The organism is Kurthia huakuii LAM0618, from assembly GCF_000505545.1.
GTDB classification, from domain to species: Bacteria; Bacillota; Bacilli; order Bacillales_A; family Planococcaceae; genus Kurthia; species Kurthia huakuii.
Genome location: NZ_AYTB01000008.1, coordinates 18,685 through 36,762 on the forward strand (window position 1 = coordinate 18,685; position 18,078 = coordinate 36,762).

Genomic DNA, 18,078 nt, shown 5'->3' on the forward strand with positions numbered 1-18,078 from the left:
TGCGAAAGTGTATTTTTTTCGTCAATAGTGGGGCAATCTTGTAACAGGACGCTGTTAGCGAAGGAAAGCTGCCACCAAAATTAAGAAATTTTAAAAGCTGTAATCATTTTTTGTAGCGAACTTGATTGTAACGATAAATTTTCAATTGCATCGTAAATTGCATCAACAGAGCGTGCGCCTTCTTCAGCAGATTGAGCATTTTCTTCAGCTTGCATGGCGTTTTCTTCGGCAATCATATTTACTTCGATAAATGATTGCGTTACTTCTTCGCTATGCATTTCAAAAGCTGTGATTTTTTGCGACATATCGTCGATAATTGTTAAGGTGTCGGTCGTTTGTGCCACAATAATATCAAGTGATGATGTCGTTTTATTTGTTAAGCCAACACCTTGAATCACTTTTTCAACACCAGTCCTATTTTGTTCAACAATCGTCTGAATTTCTTGTTGAATTGCATGAATCATCGAAGCTACTTCATTTGCTGCTTGTTGCGAAGATTCAGCTAATTTGCGAACTTCATCTGCGACAACAGAAAATCCTTTGCCAGCTTCACCAGCACGCGCCGCTTCAATCGACGCATTAAGCGCTAATAAATTTGTTTGATCGGCGATTTCTGTAATCGTTTGTATAATTGATGTTATTTGTGAAGAACGTTCGCCGAGTTTGTGAACGGTATCGGTCGTATTTGCAATGGTTTCTTCAATTTCCATCATCATATCGGCTGCATTTTGAACAGACGCATACCCTTCATCTGCAGCTGAAATCATTGAATCTGCAGAGAATTTCATATCGTTTGTATCACTTGATAAATCTGCCGCTGCACTATGCAACATTTCCATTTTTTGAGCAGCACTATTCATATGCGTAATCGTATTTTCGCTACTTTCAGAAATGACATTAGAAGATTGCGCAATCGATTGAATAATATCGGTACTTTGAGCAGCCGATGTTTTAAGTTGTGTGCCATTCGCAGCAACATCATGCGCGAGTGTATCCATGTTTTTAACAAGGTCAGCAATCGATTCGATAAGTGAATTGGTACTATTCCCAATTTGAGAAAATTCATCTTTTGTAGAAATGTGAATGCGTTGCGTTAAATCACCGCCGTTATTGGCCATGTCATCAATAGCTGTTTGGATGCGATATGTATTACGTTTGATCGATTTAAATAAAAGAACTCCAGTTATAGATAAGACAGTAATTGCTAACAACGTTAACACGAAAAAAATAATTTCGGCCAATGTCGTAGCTTGCTCTAAATTCATCAACTTTTTAGAGCTTTTTTCATTTAAAGTATTCGTCAAATAATCAATTTGTGTATTAACGTTTGTCATCGCTTTGTGGCCCGTACCACGCGCCACATATTGTTGTGCCGCTGTTAGACCATCTGTTTCTCGCAAGTTCATAGCGTTAGTTGCCGTATTCGCATATGTAGTGTAATATGCTAAAATCGTTTCGAGATGCTTTAATTCATTTTTAGAATGATTAAATTTTTTTTGTAGCTGTTCAATGTGCGTTAAAAACGCTGTCGTTTGTTCATCGTACAAATCGCGTTCGTTATTATTTCCGGTAATAATATACGTTTTTTCAAGTGCTGTAATTTCGGCCAATTTACCAGATAAGCTATTTACTTCAAGTTGCGTTTTTAATGTATCGCCATTAAAGACTTGTAGCTCATGTTTTAGCTTTTCTAAATTGTTGTGTGTTAACAGTAGCATTGCGACGAGTAACAGTGATAAAGCGCTAAACGTGATAACAATTCTCCAACGAAGAAGAAATAAAGGGTGACCTTTTGTGGAGTGTGATAAAAGTCGCGTCTTTTTAGTAGATGAGCTTTTTTCTTTTGTTGCTATTGTCATGAGTATAACCTCCTTCTAACTAGGTATAATTATATAGTACTCGATGATTAGTGTAAAATCTGTATTTTCAAATAACAGGAAGAAAGGAGCGAGAGCAGTGCAACCAAGTTTTTATTTATATGCTTTAAATTTTCGCGGGGCAAGCGATAGTTACGGCGTTTTTGCTGAAGCCATGTTTCATGATCATGCTTTTCCGAAACAAGAAATAAATTTTGAAAAACTTTCTTCGTATATTGAAGAACTAGCGCATGATGATTTAAATACTGTTACATTTGACAGCTTATGGGGTATGTATGAAGAGAAATATTGTCTCGATTATTGATTATTATTTGTCAGAGGTCAGACTTTTTAGTACAATCAAAATAGCTATGAAAAGGCTTTCGATAATTAATGAAAAGAGGGAATTTATATGAGTATTCATATTAACGCAAAAGACGGCGAAATCGCTGATATTGTATTATTACCAGGAGATCCATTGCGCGCTAAATTTATCGCGGAAACATTTTTAGAAAACCCTGTACAATATAACGATGTTCGTAACATGTTTGGCTATACAGGAACGTATAAAGGCCACCGTGTATCCGTACAAGGAACAGGCATGGGTGTACCATCAATTAGCATTTACGCAACAGAGTTATTAAAAGATTATGGTTGTAAAAAATTAATTCGTGTTGGTACAGCAGGTGCATTAAAACGTGATGTAAAAGTGCGTGATGTTGTATTGGCGCAAGGTGCTACAACGGATTCAAAAATGAATGAAATCCAATTTGGCGGTTTAGATTATGCGCCGATTGCTGATTTTGATTTATTATTAAAAGCGTACAATGCAGGTAAAGAAGCGGGTTTAAATTTACGTGTTGGTAACGTATATACAGCAGATTTATTCTACGGAGAGAAAAATCCGAATGATTTATTGGCTGATTACGGTGTATTAGCAGTAGAGATGGAAACAGCAGCACTTTACACATTAGCAGCGAAATATAATGCACAAGCATTAGCTGTTTTAACAATTTCAGATCACTTAATTACAGGTGAAGTAACAACTTCTGAAGAACGTCAAACGACTTTCAAGGAAATGATGGTTGTAGCATTAGAAGCGGCTATTGCTGAATAAACATAAATAAAAAAGCTGGAATGGTCTATTTAATTAGACGATTCCAGCTTTTTTAATGATTTGCACGATAATTTTCAAGCTGTTGTCGCAATAATTTTGAGCTATTTTCAATGCGACAGTTGTTAATATACCATATGTCGGAAATGGCATCATAGGCATGTAAAATATCTGAAAAAGTTAGTGTATCGCCAATGTGATAGCCTTTTTCTTCTAGTGATTCAATGAATGTATAGTCAAACGACGCTTTGATGAGTGGCAAATCCATCTCCTGCAATTGAATCTCGCGGTTATGTTCATCAACGGCCGTGATTTGGGCAGACCATTTGATGCTGCTGCCAGCTTGTTGATAGGCAAGCTGTTGATTTTGCATCGTGCGTTCATCGTGACTCATTCGTAAGTAGTCGATATCCGCATACGCATAATTAATGGTGGCGCTTGTTTTTGTTGGCGATACACAGCCTGATAGTATAATGGTTGTAGTTAAAAAGATAAATACTAATGATTTCATTAACCTACTCCTTTTGAATTAATTACCTTAAATGGTACCATATTTATTTTTTACAATAAGCGCTTTGTGGCAAATTTATCGGAAACGAGGCGTTAAAACCAATATTGCTATACTGGAATTTGAAAAGAGTCGTCGTTTTCACGTAACTTTGCTTTTCGGATGCATAGAATACTGCTAAAATAGACGTAGTGTGCGAACGTTTGAATAGTGAAAGTGGTGAAGAGATTGGACGAGAAAAACTCGCAAAATGAGGAACAACATGATAATGAAGTAAAACCTGCAAAAAAATATGTTCGTATGAAGCCATTTACACTCATTATGCTAATTATCGTTTTGATTATCAGTACGTCAGGTATTACGATTTTAGCATTAACTTTTGGCGAAGAAAAAGTGGTTGAAGTACGAACGAATACACATCCACAATTCCAAAAGTTGCTTGATGTTTATGATGAATTAGACAAAAATTACTTTAAAGCAGTTGATGAAGAAAAAATGGTTGAAGGGGCTATGGAAGGTATGATGGGCGCGCTTGATGACCCATATTCAACATATATGCCGAAAAAAGAAGCTGAACAGTTTAATGACCAAATTTCATCAAGTTTTGAAGGGATTGGCGCAGAGATTCAAGAAAAAGATGGACAAATTGTTGTCGTATCACCAATTAAGAATTCTCCAGCCGAAAAAGCAGGGATTAAGCCAAATGATATTATTAAAACCGTTGATGGCAAATCAATTGTTGGCAAAACAGCAGATCAAGCTGTTAAATTAATTCGTGGTAAAAAAGGAACAAAAGTAAAAATCGAATTCCAACGTGGTGACTCAAAAAATCTACATAAGATGACACTTGTGCGTGATGAGATTCCTGTGGAAACGGTATATGCTTCAATGTTGAAAGGTAAAGTTGCGCATATTCAAATTACGAGTTTTTCTGATGACACGTATAAAGAGTTATTAGAAAAATTAGATGACATGGAAGCTAAAGGCATGCAAGGTCTTGTACTAGATGTTCGCCAAAATCCAGGTGGTCGCTTAGATGTAGCGATTAATATTGCAAGTTTATTTGTTGAAACGGGGAAACCGGTCGTACAAGTAGAAAATCGTGCAGGTAAAAAAGAAATTGCGAATGCACAAGATGGTCGCAAAGTAACGGTGCCAACAACAATTTTAGTGGACGGTGGTAGTGCGTCTGCTTCAGAAATTTTAGCTGGGGCATTAAATGAATCAGCGAATGTGAAAGTTGTTGGTGAAAAAACATTTGGTAAAGGAACTGTTCAAACTGTCGAAGAGCTATCAGACGGTGCAACGCTAAAATATACGACAGCAAAATGGTTAACACCGGATGGCAATTGGATTCATGAAAAAGGCATTCAGCCAAATATTCATGTGAACTATCCATCATATGCAAATTTACCATATATTGATACAACAAAAACGTTGAAGCAAGGGGATGTTTCAGACACTGTTGAGGTCGCTGAAAAAATGCTCGATGCGTTAGGTTATAATGTTGGGAAAATTGATGGTTTATATGATTATAGTACATTAATAGCAGTTCAAACATTCCAGCAACAACATGATTTAGAAACAACAGGTATTATGAATGGAGCGACAACAACTGAAGTGATGAATGAGCTCCGCAAAAAAATTAAAAAAGATGATCCACAGCTGAAAAAAGCGCGTGACATTGTCATAAAAGAAGCGAAATAATAGGGGATAGAAGAGCTGCTTCGGTGGCTCTTTTTCCTATTGGAGGGTATACAAATGAAAGATGTTTATTTATTGAGTGGATTTTTAGGAAGCGGCAAAACAACGCTGCTTGCTAATTTTATTAGTGAATTGAAAGCAAAAGATATGAAGCCAGCCGTTATTATGAATGAATTAGGTGATTTGAACTTTGATTCACAAGCAGTTGAAGAAGGCGTGCCATTAAAAGAAATGCTTAATGGTTGTATTTGCTGTTCAGGTGCTGAAAAAACAGAAGCGCAAGTACAGTCGCTATTAGCAGATTCGGAATGGGATGTCTTATTAATCGAAACGACTGGTGCAGCACATCCGGTAGAGGCGCTTGATGCTGTTTACTCGCCGTTATTTGCGAACGATTTAAATATTAAAGGCATTATTACTGTAGCGGATAGCAAGCGTTGGTTACATCGCGATGACATGACGCCGCAAACGCGCTCATTATTCCTTGAACAAATTCGTCATGCACATTTAATTTTAGCGAACAAATCCGATTTGTTAACACCAGAAGAGTTAGCACAAGTGACATTTGAAATGCAAAGCTTAAATCGTCATGCACCTATTTTACAAACAATCAATGCGAAATTCCCATTTGGTTTTGTTGAAAAAATGCAAGCAACAGCAACGGGTGAAGTGCAAAAAGCTGATATTGGTCATCATTTACATTTAAGTTCGCGTCTGCTGCATTTTGAAGAAGATGAAAGCTATACGATTGAAGAAGTAGAGGACTGGGTGCGTTCGCTACCAGAAACAGTTTATCGCATGAAAGGGTATGTGCCGATTAAAGGAAATAGCCATCCGATGTTATTTCAATATGCATATGGCTTAACACAATGGCTGCCTGAATATATGAAGATGGCACCGGATTTAGTAATTATTGGTGATGGTGTAGACCGAATTCCGTTATTAGGAAGACATAACTAATTAGAGAGGGTCGCATAATAGGCGGCTCTTTTTTTTCATGCTTTCACTATGCTACAATGGACGTTGTGATAATAATTTCGTTGGAACAGGTGCATTTCTTTGTTAGAGGTGTATAATGACGAAGTTGTTAAATTGAGTCGTTAATATTGATAGGAGCGTTTATATAAATTATGAAGAAAACCATCGTTTTTACAGGTGGCGGAACAGCGGGCCACGTATCGCTTAACCAAGCGATTATTCCATCGTTTTTAGAAGCTGGATATGATGTACATTATATCGGTTCAAAAGAGGGGATTGAAAAAGAAATTATTCCACAAGCATTTCCTCAAATTGCCTACCATGCTATTTCAAGTGGGAAATTACGTCGTTATTTTTCAATGAAAAACTTTTCTGATCCATTTCGCGTATTAGCAGGTATTGCACAAGCATCTGCTATTTTACGCAAAGTAAAACCACAAATCATTTTTTCAAAAGGTGGTTTCGTCTCAGTGCCGGTAGTCATGGCCGCAAAAATGGCGGGTATTCCAGTTGTTGCCCATGAATCAGATGTAACACCGGGGTTAGCGAATAAGTTAGCATTACCATTTGCATCGCATATTTTTACGGTTTTTAAAGAAACATTAAAATATGTACCGGCAGAGAAGTCGACATGTACGGGTTCCGTTATTCGCCCTGCACTATTTTCTGGGAATCGTGAATCAGGCTTGAAATACTGCGGATTTTCTAATGATAAACCGACAATTATGATTATGGGTGGGTCGCTAGGTTCTAAGTTTATTAATGACGCAGTGCGCGCAAACTTAGAGGAGTTATTAGCAACGTACAACATTATTCATTTATGTGGTAAAGGAAACATAGAACCGAGACTAGATATATTTGCAGGATATAAACAGTTTGATTATGTCACAACGGAGTTACCAAATTTATTGTACGCCTCAGATTATATTATTTCACGTGCCGGCTCAAATTCTATTTTTGAATTTTTAGCACTTGAAAAGCCGATGCTATTGATTCCGTTATCGGCAGCTCAGTCGCGCGGCGATCAAATTTTAAATGCACGTTTATTTAAATCGCAAGGACTAGCTCTTGTTTTAGAGGAAGAAGCGGTTAACAAAGATACGCTCTTAAACGCAGTTCACGACTTACGCGCTCAAGAACCTGCATTAATGAAAACAATGCAAGAAGCAGAAAAGCCAAAATTACCAGATGATATGATGCAATTAATTTTGCAATATGCTAAAAAATAATAGCGGTATAAACGGGGAGCTACGCAATTGCGTAAGCTTCTTTTTTTGTATTATAAAAGGCAGCTCGCGTCGCATAATTGCTCGGGAGCTGCCTTTAGGTCGGGGTAATTTCGCTTGTGGTATCCATTAGATTGCTTGTTCCTCCTCGTTAGTTTGAGTAGCAAGATATAAATAAAAGTTATCTTTGTCTACTTTGAATAATTCAAATGGGATGTCGCCGCTATTTACTTGTGCATATAGCGCTGGGTGTAAGTCTTGCGCATCGATTGCGTAGCCTAATTTTTCAACAGCACGCTGCGATTGTTTGTTTACTTTACGAACTTTCATAAACACTGTTTGGAATCCTAATTCAAAGAACAGTTCTTTGAAGAACTCGACTTTAGCTTTTGGATTGTAACCTTTACCTTGATAAGGTTTACCAATCCAAGTACCTAAAAATCCTGCGCCGTCTGCAACATCATACAATGCAATAACGCCAATTGGCTTGCCCCAATCATCTGTAATTGTGCGAGATACTGTTTGGCCAAAATGTTCTTCTACCATTAATTGCCGTGTCATAAAAGCAAATTCCTCAGCAGATTGTGCTTTTTGCCGTACGTACGGGAATACCTCAGGGTGTTTCATAAGTTCAAATAGTTCTGCAGATTCGTGCAGCTCACGTTTTTTTAACATGAAGAACGCCTCCTTTAAGATGAGTTAATCATCAGAAAATTTTAAAACAAAAAATTTCAGGGCGGGAATTGAACCCGCTAAAACTAACAAGTTGTTAGTGGCGCACCATTTGCGTTCTAAAATTCTATTTTATTATAGAGATAATCTAAACTAAACAACTTGTTTTATAATTTAGATTATAATGAAAAATTTCCGTTTTGGAAATAAAAAAATAGATTAAATTAGCAAAAAATGCTCTTTTGTGACAGAAAAGTGTTTTTGTTATAGAATAGATTTTCCGTTTTTTTGCTGTGGCGTATCACAAGAAACGCTCACAGTGATATATACCCGCGATGCGCAAAAAGTATACCAATTAACAAAAAAAAACTTAAAAACGATGCAAAATAATGAAAAAACAGGACTAAAAACATAGTAATGTTCGCTTTTTCGCGTAGATTCATCCATTGTACTATATTGAAAGTCGTATTTTTCTATGGTTAAAACAAAAGAAGTTAGTTGTATGAAAGTACATTTCCTATTATCATTAAGGGAAGGAAAGTAGGGGGTAAACAATGGCAGGAAATTTATTAAAAGTACATGGTTCAGGAAATACATTTTATTTATATGAAACAACAGATGAAACTGCAATGGATTGGTTTAAATTTGGTGAATGGTTATGCCGCAAAAATAATGATGGTGGTGCAGATGGCCTACTGTTAGTTGCCCCTTCCGATGTCGCAACAGCAAAAATGCGTGTTATTAATGCGGATGGCTCAGAAGCATCAATGTGTGGCAATGGATTACGTTGCGTCGCACGATATGTTTTAGAACGACAACAAAAAACGTCATGTATTATCGAAACAATGAAAGCGAACTTACTCGTAACAAAAGAACAGTCATTAATGAATGATGTGCCAACGTATGCTGTCGAAATTGCACCGGTGTCATTTGATTTAGCAACGCTACCTATGAATTATAATGCGCAGCGTACATTAATTGATGAAGGCATTCCACCCTTTTCAATGGATATTCGTTTTACGGCCGTATCAGTGCCTAATCCACATTTAATTGGTCTTGTGTCTAAACAAGAAATTAAATCTGTGGCACATCAACAACACTTAGCAGCGATGTTAAATGGTGAAAATGATTATACACCAGATGGGGTAAACGTTAGCTATATGTATCCACTCGGCAAACAAGAAATTTATGTGCGTACATATGAACGTGGTGTTGGTTTTACAAATGCTTGTGGCACTGCGATGACAGCTTCTGCACTTGTGGCTACACTGTTGCACATTGTAGATGAAGGTGTAATTACAGTGTTTAATCCTGGTGGCTTTGTAAAATGTGAAGTAGCAAATAATAAAGGCGAATATCGGTTACGTTTAATTGGCAATGCAACATTTATAGCGTATTATTCGTTTGAACAAGTACAACATGATTGGGTGCTAACAAAACTTCAAGATACAGCCGAACAGCAAGCGTATCAAGCACTCGTAGAATTTACAACAAGTAAGTTGTCGGTATTGAAATAAAATAGCGGCAAGAAGAAAAGGGAGTCATTGAAAAATGGGTGTTCTGTCTATTGAACAGCAAATGGCGGCACTTTATGAGCACTGTATGCAACTCGTTTTCTTTATGAAATACAATGGGCCTTCTACATATGAATATGTCTATGTGAATCCAGCAGCATTAGCGATCTTTGAGCAATCACCAATAGGCAAGTGTGTAGAAGAATCTAGCTTAAGTAAAGATGCGGTTGCGACGATTGTAGAATATTACGGTCAAGCTATTAAAGAAAATCGCCAAATTGTTTATCGGGATTTTTATTTATATGCGGATACGAAACATACAAATGAAACAACTGTGTGGCCTGTGTTTATTGAAAATGAAATTTATTTATTAGCCATTTCAAAGGAAATGTCTTCACATAAAATTTTAGAAGAAGAGCAGCATTTCTTGTCTACATTGTTTTTAAAACAACATAACCCGATGCTTGTCGCAACAAGCACGGGGCAAATATTAAAAGTAAACCGTGTTTTTTCAGAAGTATTTGCTATATCAACCAAAATGGTAGGCAGTTCTTTGAATCCACGTAATGAACAAGAATATTATTTAATTAAACTTTGTTACGAGCGCATCCAAAAAATTTGTGCGGGGAGCAAGCAAGAGTCATTACCAATGCAATGGCTGTATAATGATACAGTTATGCACTATACGGTATTATTTATGCCGATTGTTATGAATGATGAAGTTGTTGCCGTATCGTTAGAGTGGATTGAACAAACTGATGCACAGCATTTAGAAGATGCGCTGAAAGAAACAAGTTTTTTATTAGAAGGTTACAAACAAGCATTAGCAGCGGCGACGAACTTTTGTATTACGAATACAGATGGCATTATCGAATATGTTAGCGAAGGCTATGAATTGCTATCTGGATATAGTTGCAATGAGCTTTTAGGACAAACAAATGCGGTTTTAAATTCTCGTCAGCATACGACGGCATTTTATAAAGAGATGTGGGCAACGATTAAGCGCGGTGAAATTTGGCAAGATGAGATTTGTAATTGTACGAAGCGTGGTACATACTACTGGGCACATACAACGATTGTGCCGGTATTTGATAAAAATCACAATATCAAAAATTATGTGTCTGTATGTATTGATATAACGGAACGTCGCGCGTTAATGTCAAGTTTACAAAGTATTGAAAAAACATTTAAGCTCATTACTGAAAATACGAATGACTTTATTACAATCACGAATGAAGATGGTATTATTTTGTATGCTTCACCAAATCATGAGCAGCGCCTAGGCTATGAAAAAGATAAATTGATTGGCAAGTTTTATGTGGATATATTAACGGCTGAAAGTGCTTCTATTTTAGAATATGAGCTGCGTCATAATGTGAATAACGAAGAAGAGACAAATGTGGAACTAGAAATGATTTCACAATCTGGCAAAACCATTTGGACAGAAGCGTATATTACTGGTGTGCAAGATCCTATCCGTGAGGAAGTTTACCAATATGTTACGATTGCACGCGAGATTACAGAACGTAAACAAAAAGAAGAGGAACTACGCTTTTTAGCATATCATGATGCATTAACCTTATTGCCAAATAGACGTTATTTGACGCTTCAAAGTGCGAAGCTTGAGCAAGAAGCCAATGAGTACAAGCAATCGATTGTGGCGATGTATATTGATGGCGATAACTTTAAAGCAATTAATGATCAATATGGTCATGATATTGGTGATGACTTTATTCGCGAGTTTGGACGCGCGCTGAAACGTAGCTTACGTGATACCGATTTTGTTTGCCGCATTGGCGGCGATGAATTTGTTGTTATGCTAACGCGAATGTCGCCGGAACAAGAAGTATGCCAACAGCAAATTTTAGCGACCGTTGAGCGAATACAACAAGTGTTGAGGACGGGCTGGTATATTGCAGGAACTCACTTTGCACCAACATCATCGATTGGTATTGCCGTTTACCCACAGCACGGTGATTCGGTTGAATTATTATTAGAAAAAGCAGATGAAGCGTTGTATTTAGCGAAAAATGTTAACGGGAAAGATTCCTATCGCTTTGCAACGAATTAATTGAATAGGAGGTAGCGTAACGAAATGAGAAAATCGATTTTATTAGTCGAGGACGAAAAGAGCATCGCGCGCTTTGTTGAGTTAGAACTGAAACATGAAGGTTATGATGTGACGGTTTGTTATGATGGGCGAAGTGGATTAGAGACGGCTTTAGAGGGCGCATTTGATGTGCTCTTGTTAGATGTTATGCTACCGGAATTGAATGGGATTGAAGTGTGCCGCCGTGTGCGAGCACAATCTTCAGTCCCTATTCTTTTGATTACAGCAAGAGATGCTGTAATGGACCGTGTAGCAGGATTAGATGCAGGGGCGGATGATTATATCGTCAAGCCATTTGCGATTGAAGAATTGTTGGCACGTATTCGCTCTGCGTTGCGTCGCACGACAATCGATGACGCGCATGATACGTTAGCAATTAAAAATATTGAGTTAGATGAAACCGCTTATACGGCGACTGTAAATGGTGAGGCGCTTAATTTAACAAAAACTGAATTTGATTTATTGCATTTATTAATGCGTTCCAAAAATAAAGTATGCACCCGCGAAATTATTTTAGAAAATGTGTGGGGCTATAATACCGATGTCGAAACGAATGTTGTCGACGTTTATATTCGCCATTTGCGTGCTAAACTTCCTGCAGAGACGATTGAAACCGTACGTGGTGTAGGGTATGTGATACGTGCATGACAAAACTTAACACATATTGGCGTAGCTTAACATTAAGAAGAAAGTGGGCCTTTACGTCGGCGGCCGTACTCTTTATTAGCTTTGCACTCGTCTGTTGTATTTTATATGTGGCAATTAATAGTTGGTTATTAAATGAAGAAAAATCCTCTGTGACGCGTTCAATGGATGACTTAACAGCATTTTTTGAAACGCGTGGTAGTGGCTTGACGATTGATGAAATACAACGTAATACCGGGCTTATGAATTCCATTATTGATAAAAATCAGACGGTGCGTATTTTAAATAAAGACGGCATTGAAATATTGCGTTTGAATAACACGAGTGAAGAAATTCCAGCTGTACCGCAAACTTTGCCATTAAAAGGGTATATGATGCAACAGGTGAAAGTTGATGGCGAAGATAGTTTTGTGACAACAGGGCATTTACGGCTTGGGAATTTTAGTGGGTATTTGCAGCTGACACACCCATTAAAAGCGTTAACTTCGTTGATGAAATATATTTTAACATCGATGTTGCTAATGGGTATTATCGCGCTCATTGCATCGTGGTTTATTAGTTCAGCGCTTGCTACGGTATTATTAAAGCCATTAAAACGGCTATCGTCGGATATGAAGCGCGTCGCAGATCATCGCTTTGAAGAGCCGATTCAAGTTACCGTTGAAAGCAATGATGAAATTGGTGATTTAGTACGTGTGTATAAGCAAATGATGGCAGAGTTAGAAAGTGCCTTTTTGCAGCAACAACGTTTTATTTCCGATGCGAGTCATGAGTTGAGAACGCCGATCCAAGTGTTGGAAGGGCATTTGTCGATGATTCAACGTTGGGGAAAAGATGAACCGGATATATTAAATGAATCACTAGCAACGTCAATAGATGAAGTGCGCCGCATGAAGCAGTTAATTGAGGAATTATTAGAGCTAGCTCGGCATGAAGCGAAAGACCAATCGCAAAGTGCGGATGTTTTCGTACAAACGGAAATTGTTTTGAAAGAAATGAAAACTATTGCGCCAACTGCTGAAATAAAACTGCATTATAATGAGGATTTTCAGAAATCACATGTTGCTATTTCTGAAAATGCTTATCGCCAGATTTTGCATAACTTATTGCAAAATGCTGTGCGATACACTTCTTCTATACCAAGTATTAACATTTACTTGACATTTGATTTGAACAATTGCACAATCGTAATCGAAGACAATGGGATAGGGATGTCACCAGAATCTTTGGAGCATATATTTGAGCGTTTTTATCGTGTTGATAAGGCGCGTTCAAGAGAGCATGGCGGGACGGGCCTTGGCTTAAGTATCGTCAAAATGCTTATTGACAAATACGCCGGTGAACTAACGGTATCGAGTATATTAAATGAAGGCACGACTTTTACGATTCGTTTACCGCTCTATTTAGCGCAAGAATCCAGTTAATTCTAAACGAAATAAGTCGTTAAAGATGAAATATGCTAGTTTTGAATTAAATTATTGAATTTTTTGTGAAGAGTAGTAAGATTGAATGGTGAAAGCGTTTGTAAAACATGGGCCAAAGCATGTCTATGTTCACAAATAGTAATAATAATATATAGTGGATTTTTTGATTTTTTAAAATGTTAATCGAAGTGCCACTTAGGCAAAATAGTTGGAGGTAATCTCATGACAAACAGTAATCCTTGGTCAGCTTTTTCAGGTCCTAACCTTGGTTATGTAATGGATATGTATGATCTTTACTTAACTTCACCAGAAGAAGTTGATGCAGAACTTGTCGCTTTATTTGAACAATATGGTGCACCAGTTGATACGACTGCAACAGCAGCCGTTGCAACAACAGGCGCAGCGAACACAGGCGATATTCAAAAAGTATTAGCAGCGGTACAATTAGCAGATGCAATCCGTCAACACGGTCACTTAGCAGCTGACATCTACCCTCTAAACAATCAAACCCTTGATACAACTCGCATTGAAACTAGCGCTTATAACTTAACAGACGCTGATTTACGCGAAGTACCTGCATCAGTACTATTAACTAACATTCCTGCAAATGTTAAAAACGGTTTAGATGCAATCAACTACCTAAAAGAAATTTACACAAACAAAATCGCTTATGAATTTAACCAAGTTGTCGGTAAAGACGAACGTGAATGGATTCAATCTAAAATTGAAAGCGGTGCCCTAAATGCGCCACTATCAAATGACGATAAAAAAGCTGTTTTAAATATGCTAAACAAAGTTGAAGGTTTCGAACAATTCCTTCACAAAACATTCGTTGGTGTGAAACGTTTCTCTATCGAGGGCGTTGATGCATTAGTCGTGTTAATCGAAGAAATCATTAAAGGTTCTGAAGCAAACGGCGTGAAAAACATCCAAATTGGTATGGCTCACCGTGGCCGCTTAAACGTGTTAACACACAACGTTCATAAACCATACAAAATGATGCTTGCTGACTTTGCTCATGTACCATCAGAATTATTCGTTCCTGAAGATGGTTCACTTAAAGTAACAAAAGGTTGGTCAAACGATGCGAAATACCACTTAGGTGCAACATATAAAGCACCGAATGGTACAACAATCGGTCTTGCATACAACCCATCTCACTTAGAAGTTGTTAGTCCAGTTGTAACAGGTCAAACTCGCGCAGCACAAGATGACACTTCTAAAGCAGGTGCACCTGTACAAGATGCTTCTAAAGCTTTAGCAATCTTAGTACATGGTGATGCAGCATTTGCTGGTCAAGGTGTTGTAACAGAAACAATGAACTACTCTCGTACAAATGGTTTTGGTACGGGCGGTTCAGTACACATCATCGCAAACAATATGATTGGTTTCACAACAGAGCGTTTTGACTCTCGTTCTACAGTGTACTCTTCAGACCCTGCTAAAGGTTATGAAGTACCAGTAATCCACGTAAATGCTGACGAACCAGAAGCAGTAGTACAAGTTGCTCGCTTCGCAGTTGAATACCGTGCAACATTCGGTAAAGATATTTTAGTAGACTTAATCGGTTACCGCCGCTACGGTCACAATGAAATGGATGAACCAATGATCACAAACCCAGCAATGTACAACATCGTTCATAACCATGAAACGGTACGTGCATTATATGGTAAAAAACTAGCTGCAGAAGGCGTTTTAACAGAAGCGGATGTTGAACAATTACAAAAAGACATCAAAGCGGAATTACAAGCTGACCTTGATTACATTAAAGAACACGGCGCAGGTAAACACTCAGAGTTAGAAATGCCAGATGCAGTAGTAAACGGTTTCGAACTTATTGAAACAGGTGTTGAAAAAGCTCGCCTTGAAACAATGAACGAAGAGCTTCTTACATTCCCAGAAGACTTCCACGTGTTCAAAAAATTAAATAAAATCTTAAACCGTCGCCGTGATCCATTCCAAGGCAAAGGTAAAATCGACTGGGGTCATGCTGAAACATTAGCGTTTGGTACAATCCTACAAGATGGTCACCCAGTACGCCTTACTGGTCAAGATGCTCAACGTGGTACATTCTCACAACGTCACCTTGTTCTACATGATGAACAAAACGGCAATGAATACACACCACTTCACGATATTTCAGGCGCGAACGCTTCATTCACAGCGATCAACAGCCCATTATCTGAAGCATCAATCGTAGGTTATGAATACGGTTATAACTTACAAAACGAAAACGCACTTACAATTTGGGAAGCACAATACGGTGACTTCGCAAACATGGCGCAAATGATGTTTGATAACTTTATCTCAGCAACTCGCTCTAAATGGGGCGTACGTTCAGGTATTGTATTATCATTACCACACTCTGCAGAGGGTCAAGGTTCAGAACATACATCTGCCCGTTTAGAACGTTTCTTACAACTATCAGCTGAAAATAACTGGACAGTTGTGATGCTTTCAAGCGCTGCAAACTACTTCCATTTATTACGCCAACAAGCTGCTATCCTTGGAACAGACGAAGTTCGTCCATTAGTTATGATGTCACCAAAATCACTACTACGTAATCAAATCGTAGCTGCTGATGTAGATGAATTAACTGTTGGTAAATTCCAAACAATCATCGAACACCCAACTACAGGTAAAAACGTTGATGCAGTGGAAAATATCGTTCTTGCGTCAGGTAAAATGGCCATCGATCTTGCTGAAAAAATTGGCGAAGGCGAAGGATTCGATCACTTACACCTTGTACGTGTTGAACAACTTTACCCATTCCCAGCACAAGAAATTACAGATGTTATTGCGAAATATCCAAATGCGAAAACAATCAAATGGGCTCAAGAAGAACCACAAAACATGGGTTCTTGGTTCCTTGCAGATCCATATTTACGCGAGTTAGCTACAGACGCTCAAGCTGTAAAATATATTGGTCGTCCAGCATTATCTTCTCCAGCAGAAGGCGATGCAGATGCATATAAAGAAGCACAAGCAATCGTAATTGAAGGTTCATTATCTAAATAATTTCGGGCAAACCGAATAGGAGGAAATTAAAGTGGCAGATATTATCGTACCAGAATTAGCAGAGTCTATCACAGAGGGTGAAATCGTACGTTGGGTTAAAAACGTAGGAGATACTGTAGAAAAAGGCGAATTTATCGTTGAATTAGAAACAGATAAAGTAAACGCTGAAATCATTTCAGAAGAAGCAGGCGTATTAGTTGAAATTCTTGCGCAAGAAGGCGACGTTGTAGAAGTAGGCGCTGTTATCGCGAAAGTAGATCCAAACGGTACTGCTTCAGCTCCAGCTGCCGCACCAGCTCCAGCTGCCGCACCAGCTCCAACAAAAGAAGAAGCTCCAGCTGCTCCAGTAGTAGAAGAAACAACTTCAAACGGTCGCGTAATCGCTTCACCAGCTGCTCGTAAATTAGCTCGTGAAAAAGGTATCGATCTTGGCGCAATCAACCCAGTTGATCCTCAAGGCCGCGTACGCGTACAAGATGTAGCTGCTCACAACCCAGCTGCACAACAAGCTCCAGCTGCTGCACCAGCACCAAAAGCTGCACCAGCTGCAGATGAATCTCGCGTAGAAGCTGTAAAAATGACTCGTCGTCAAAAAACAGCTGCGAACCGTTTACTAGAAGTATCTCAAGGGACTGCTATGTTAACAACATTTAACGAAATCGACATGACAAATGTTATGGCACTTCGTAAACGCAAAAAAGACGCTTTCATGGAAAAACATGATGGTACTAAATTAGGTTTCATGTCATTCTTCACAAAAGCTGTAACTGCTGCTCTTAAAGCATTCCCAGCTGTGAACGCTAAAATCGTTGGCGAAGAAATCCACTACAACAAATTCTTTGATGTAGGTATCGCTGTTTCAACTCCAGACGGCTTAGTAGTACCAAACGTACGTGACACTGACCGTAAAAACTTCGCTGAAATCGAAGGCGACATCGCTGATTTAGCTGTAAAAGCTCGTAACAAAAAATTAGCTTTATCTGACCTTGAAGGTGGTTCATTCACAATCACTAACGGTGGTGTATTCGGTTCATTAATGTCTACACCAATCATCAACGGCGACCAAGCTGCAATTCTTGGTATGCACAACATCGTACAACGTCCAATCGCTGTAAATGGTGAAGTTGAAGTTCGTCCAATGATGTACGTAGCTCTTTCTTACGACCACCGTATTATCAACGGTAAAGAATCTGTTGGTTTCTTAAAAATGGTTAAAGATTTAATCGAAAACCCAGAAGATTTATTATTAGAAGCTTAATAAACCCTTGCGTAGCAACGGTTTGTGAGATTTATTAATACTCCAACTATT

The 18,078-nt window shown here is 38.2% G+C and carries 14 protein-coding genes; 11 read left to right on the forward strand and 3 right to left on the reverse strand.

The window, feature by feature from the left end; genetic code table 11:
* Positions 1 to 80 precede the first annotated feature (80 nt).
* Complete coding sequence (locus V514_RS0104300) at positions 81 to 1,859, reverse strand: methyl-accepting chemotaxis protein (RefSeq protein ID WP_029498531.1); 1,779 nt, start codon at positions 1,857 to 1,859, stop codon at positions 81 to 83.
* 97 nt (positions 1,860 to 1,956) lie between these two features.
* On the opposite strand from V514_RS0104300, the gene V514_RS0104305 reads away from it, so the two are divergent.
* A complete protein-coding gene (locus tag V514_RS0104305; protein ID WP_029498532.1) occupies positions 1,957 to 2,181 on the forward strand; it encodes a YozE family protein in 225 nt (74 codons plus the stop codon).
* Positions 2,182 to 2,268: 87 nt separating this feature from the next.
* Positions 2,269 to 2,973, forward strand: a complete 705-nt coding sequence (deoD, locus tag V514_RS0104310) for a purine-nucleoside phosphorylase (RefSeq protein WP_029498533.1) — start codon at positions 2,269 to 2,271, stop codon at positions 2,971 to 2,973.
* A 52-nt stretch (positions 2,974 to 3,025) separates the two neighbouring features.
* On the opposite strand, the gene V514_RS0104315 is transcribed toward deoD, so the two are convergent.
* On the reverse strand, positions 3,026 to 3,481 hold the full coding sequence (locus V514_RS0104315; RefSeq protein WP_029498534.1) for a hypothetical protein: 456 nt from the start codon (positions 3,479 to 3,481) through the stop codon (positions 3,026 to 3,028).
* A 225-nt stretch (positions 3,482 to 3,706) separates the two neighbouring features.
* On the opposite strand from V514_RS0104315, the gene V514_RS0104320 reads away from it, so the two are divergent.
* The 3 genes from V514_RS0104320 (at position 3,707) to V514_RS0104330 (ending at position 7,389) form a co-directional block, all read left to right on the forward strand.
* Positions 3,707 to 5,185: a lmo1851 family serine protease gene (locus V514_RS0104320; protein ID WP_029498535.1), complete on the forward strand. Its 1,479-nt coding sequence runs from the start codon at positions 3,707 to 3,709 to the stop codon at positions 5,183 to 5,185.
* Positions 5,186 to 5,239: 54 nt separating this feature from the next.
* Entirely contained in the window at positions 5,240 to 6,142 is a 903-nt protein-coding gene (locus V514_RS0104325) for a CobW family GTP-binding protein (RefSeq protein ID WP_029498536.1), read from the forward strand.
* 167 nt (positions 6,143 to 6,309) lie between these two features.
* Positions 6,310 to 7,389: an undecaprenyldiphospho-muramoylpentapeptide beta-N-acetylglucosaminyltransferase gene (locus tag V514_RS0104330; RefSeq protein WP_029498537.1), complete on the forward strand. Its 1,080-nt coding sequence runs from the start codon at positions 6,310 to 6,312 to the stop codon at positions 7,387 to 7,389.
* Positions 7,390 to 7,515: 126 nt separating this feature from the next.
* Here V514_RS0104330 and V514_RS0104335 read toward each other — a convergent pair whose 3' ends face one another.
* Entirely contained in the window at positions 7,516 to 8,061 is a 546-nt protein-coding gene (locus V514_RS0104335; RefSeq protein WP_029498538.1) for a GNAT family N-acetyltransferase, read from the reverse strand.
* Positions 8,062 to 8,612: 551 nt separating this feature from the next.
* On the opposite strand from V514_RS0104335, the gene dapF reads away from it, so the two are divergent.
* The 6 genes from dapF to odhB all read left to right on the forward strand — a co-directional run bounded on the left by dapF (position 8,613) and on the right by odhB (position 18,027).
* Entirely contained in the window at positions 8,613 to 9,575 is a 963-nt protein-coding gene (dapF, locus tag V514_RS0104345) for a diaminopimelate epimerase (protein ID WP_029498539.1), read from the forward strand.
* 34 nt (positions 9,576 to 9,609) lie between these two features.
* Entirely contained in the window at positions 9,610 to 11,643 is a 2,034-nt protein-coding gene (locus tag V514_RS0104350) for a sensor domain-containing diguanylate cyclase (protein ID WP_029498540.1), read from the forward strand.
* Between the two features lie 24 nt (positions 11,644 to 11,667).
* Positions 11,668 to 12,330 carry a response regulator transcription factor gene (locus tag V514_RS0104355; protein ID WP_029498542.1) on the forward strand — a complete coding sequence of 221 codons (663 nt, stop codon included), beginning with the start codon at positions 11,668 to 11,670 and terminating at the stop codon, positions 12,328 to 12,330.
* The gene (locus V514_RS0104360; RefSeq protein ID WP_029498544.1) at positions 12,327 to 13,751 is read left to right on the forward strand and encodes a sensor histidine kinase; all 1,425 of its coding nucleotides are present in this window, start codon (positions 12,327 to 12,329) and stop codon (positions 13,749 to 13,751) included. The genes V514_RS0104355 and V514_RS0104360 overlap by 4 nt, the downstream gene beginning before the upstream one ends.
* 222 nt (positions 13,752 to 13,973) lie before the next feature.
* The gene (locus V514_RS0104365; RefSeq protein WP_029498545.1) at positions 13,974 to 16,769 is read left to right on the forward strand and encodes a 2-oxoglutarate dehydrogenase E1 component; all 2,796 of its coding nucleotides are present in this window, start codon (positions 13,974 to 13,976) and stop codon (positions 16,767 to 16,769) included.
* Positions 16,770 to 16,800: 31 nt separating this feature from the next.
* Entirely contained in the window at positions 16,801 to 18,027 is a 1,227-nt protein-coding gene (gene odhB, locus V514_RS0104370) for a 2-oxoglutarate dehydrogenase complex dihydrolipoyllysine-residue succinyltransferase (RefSeq protein WP_029498547.1), read from the forward strand.
* The last annotated feature ends 51 nt before the right edge of the window (positions 18,028 to 18,078 follow it).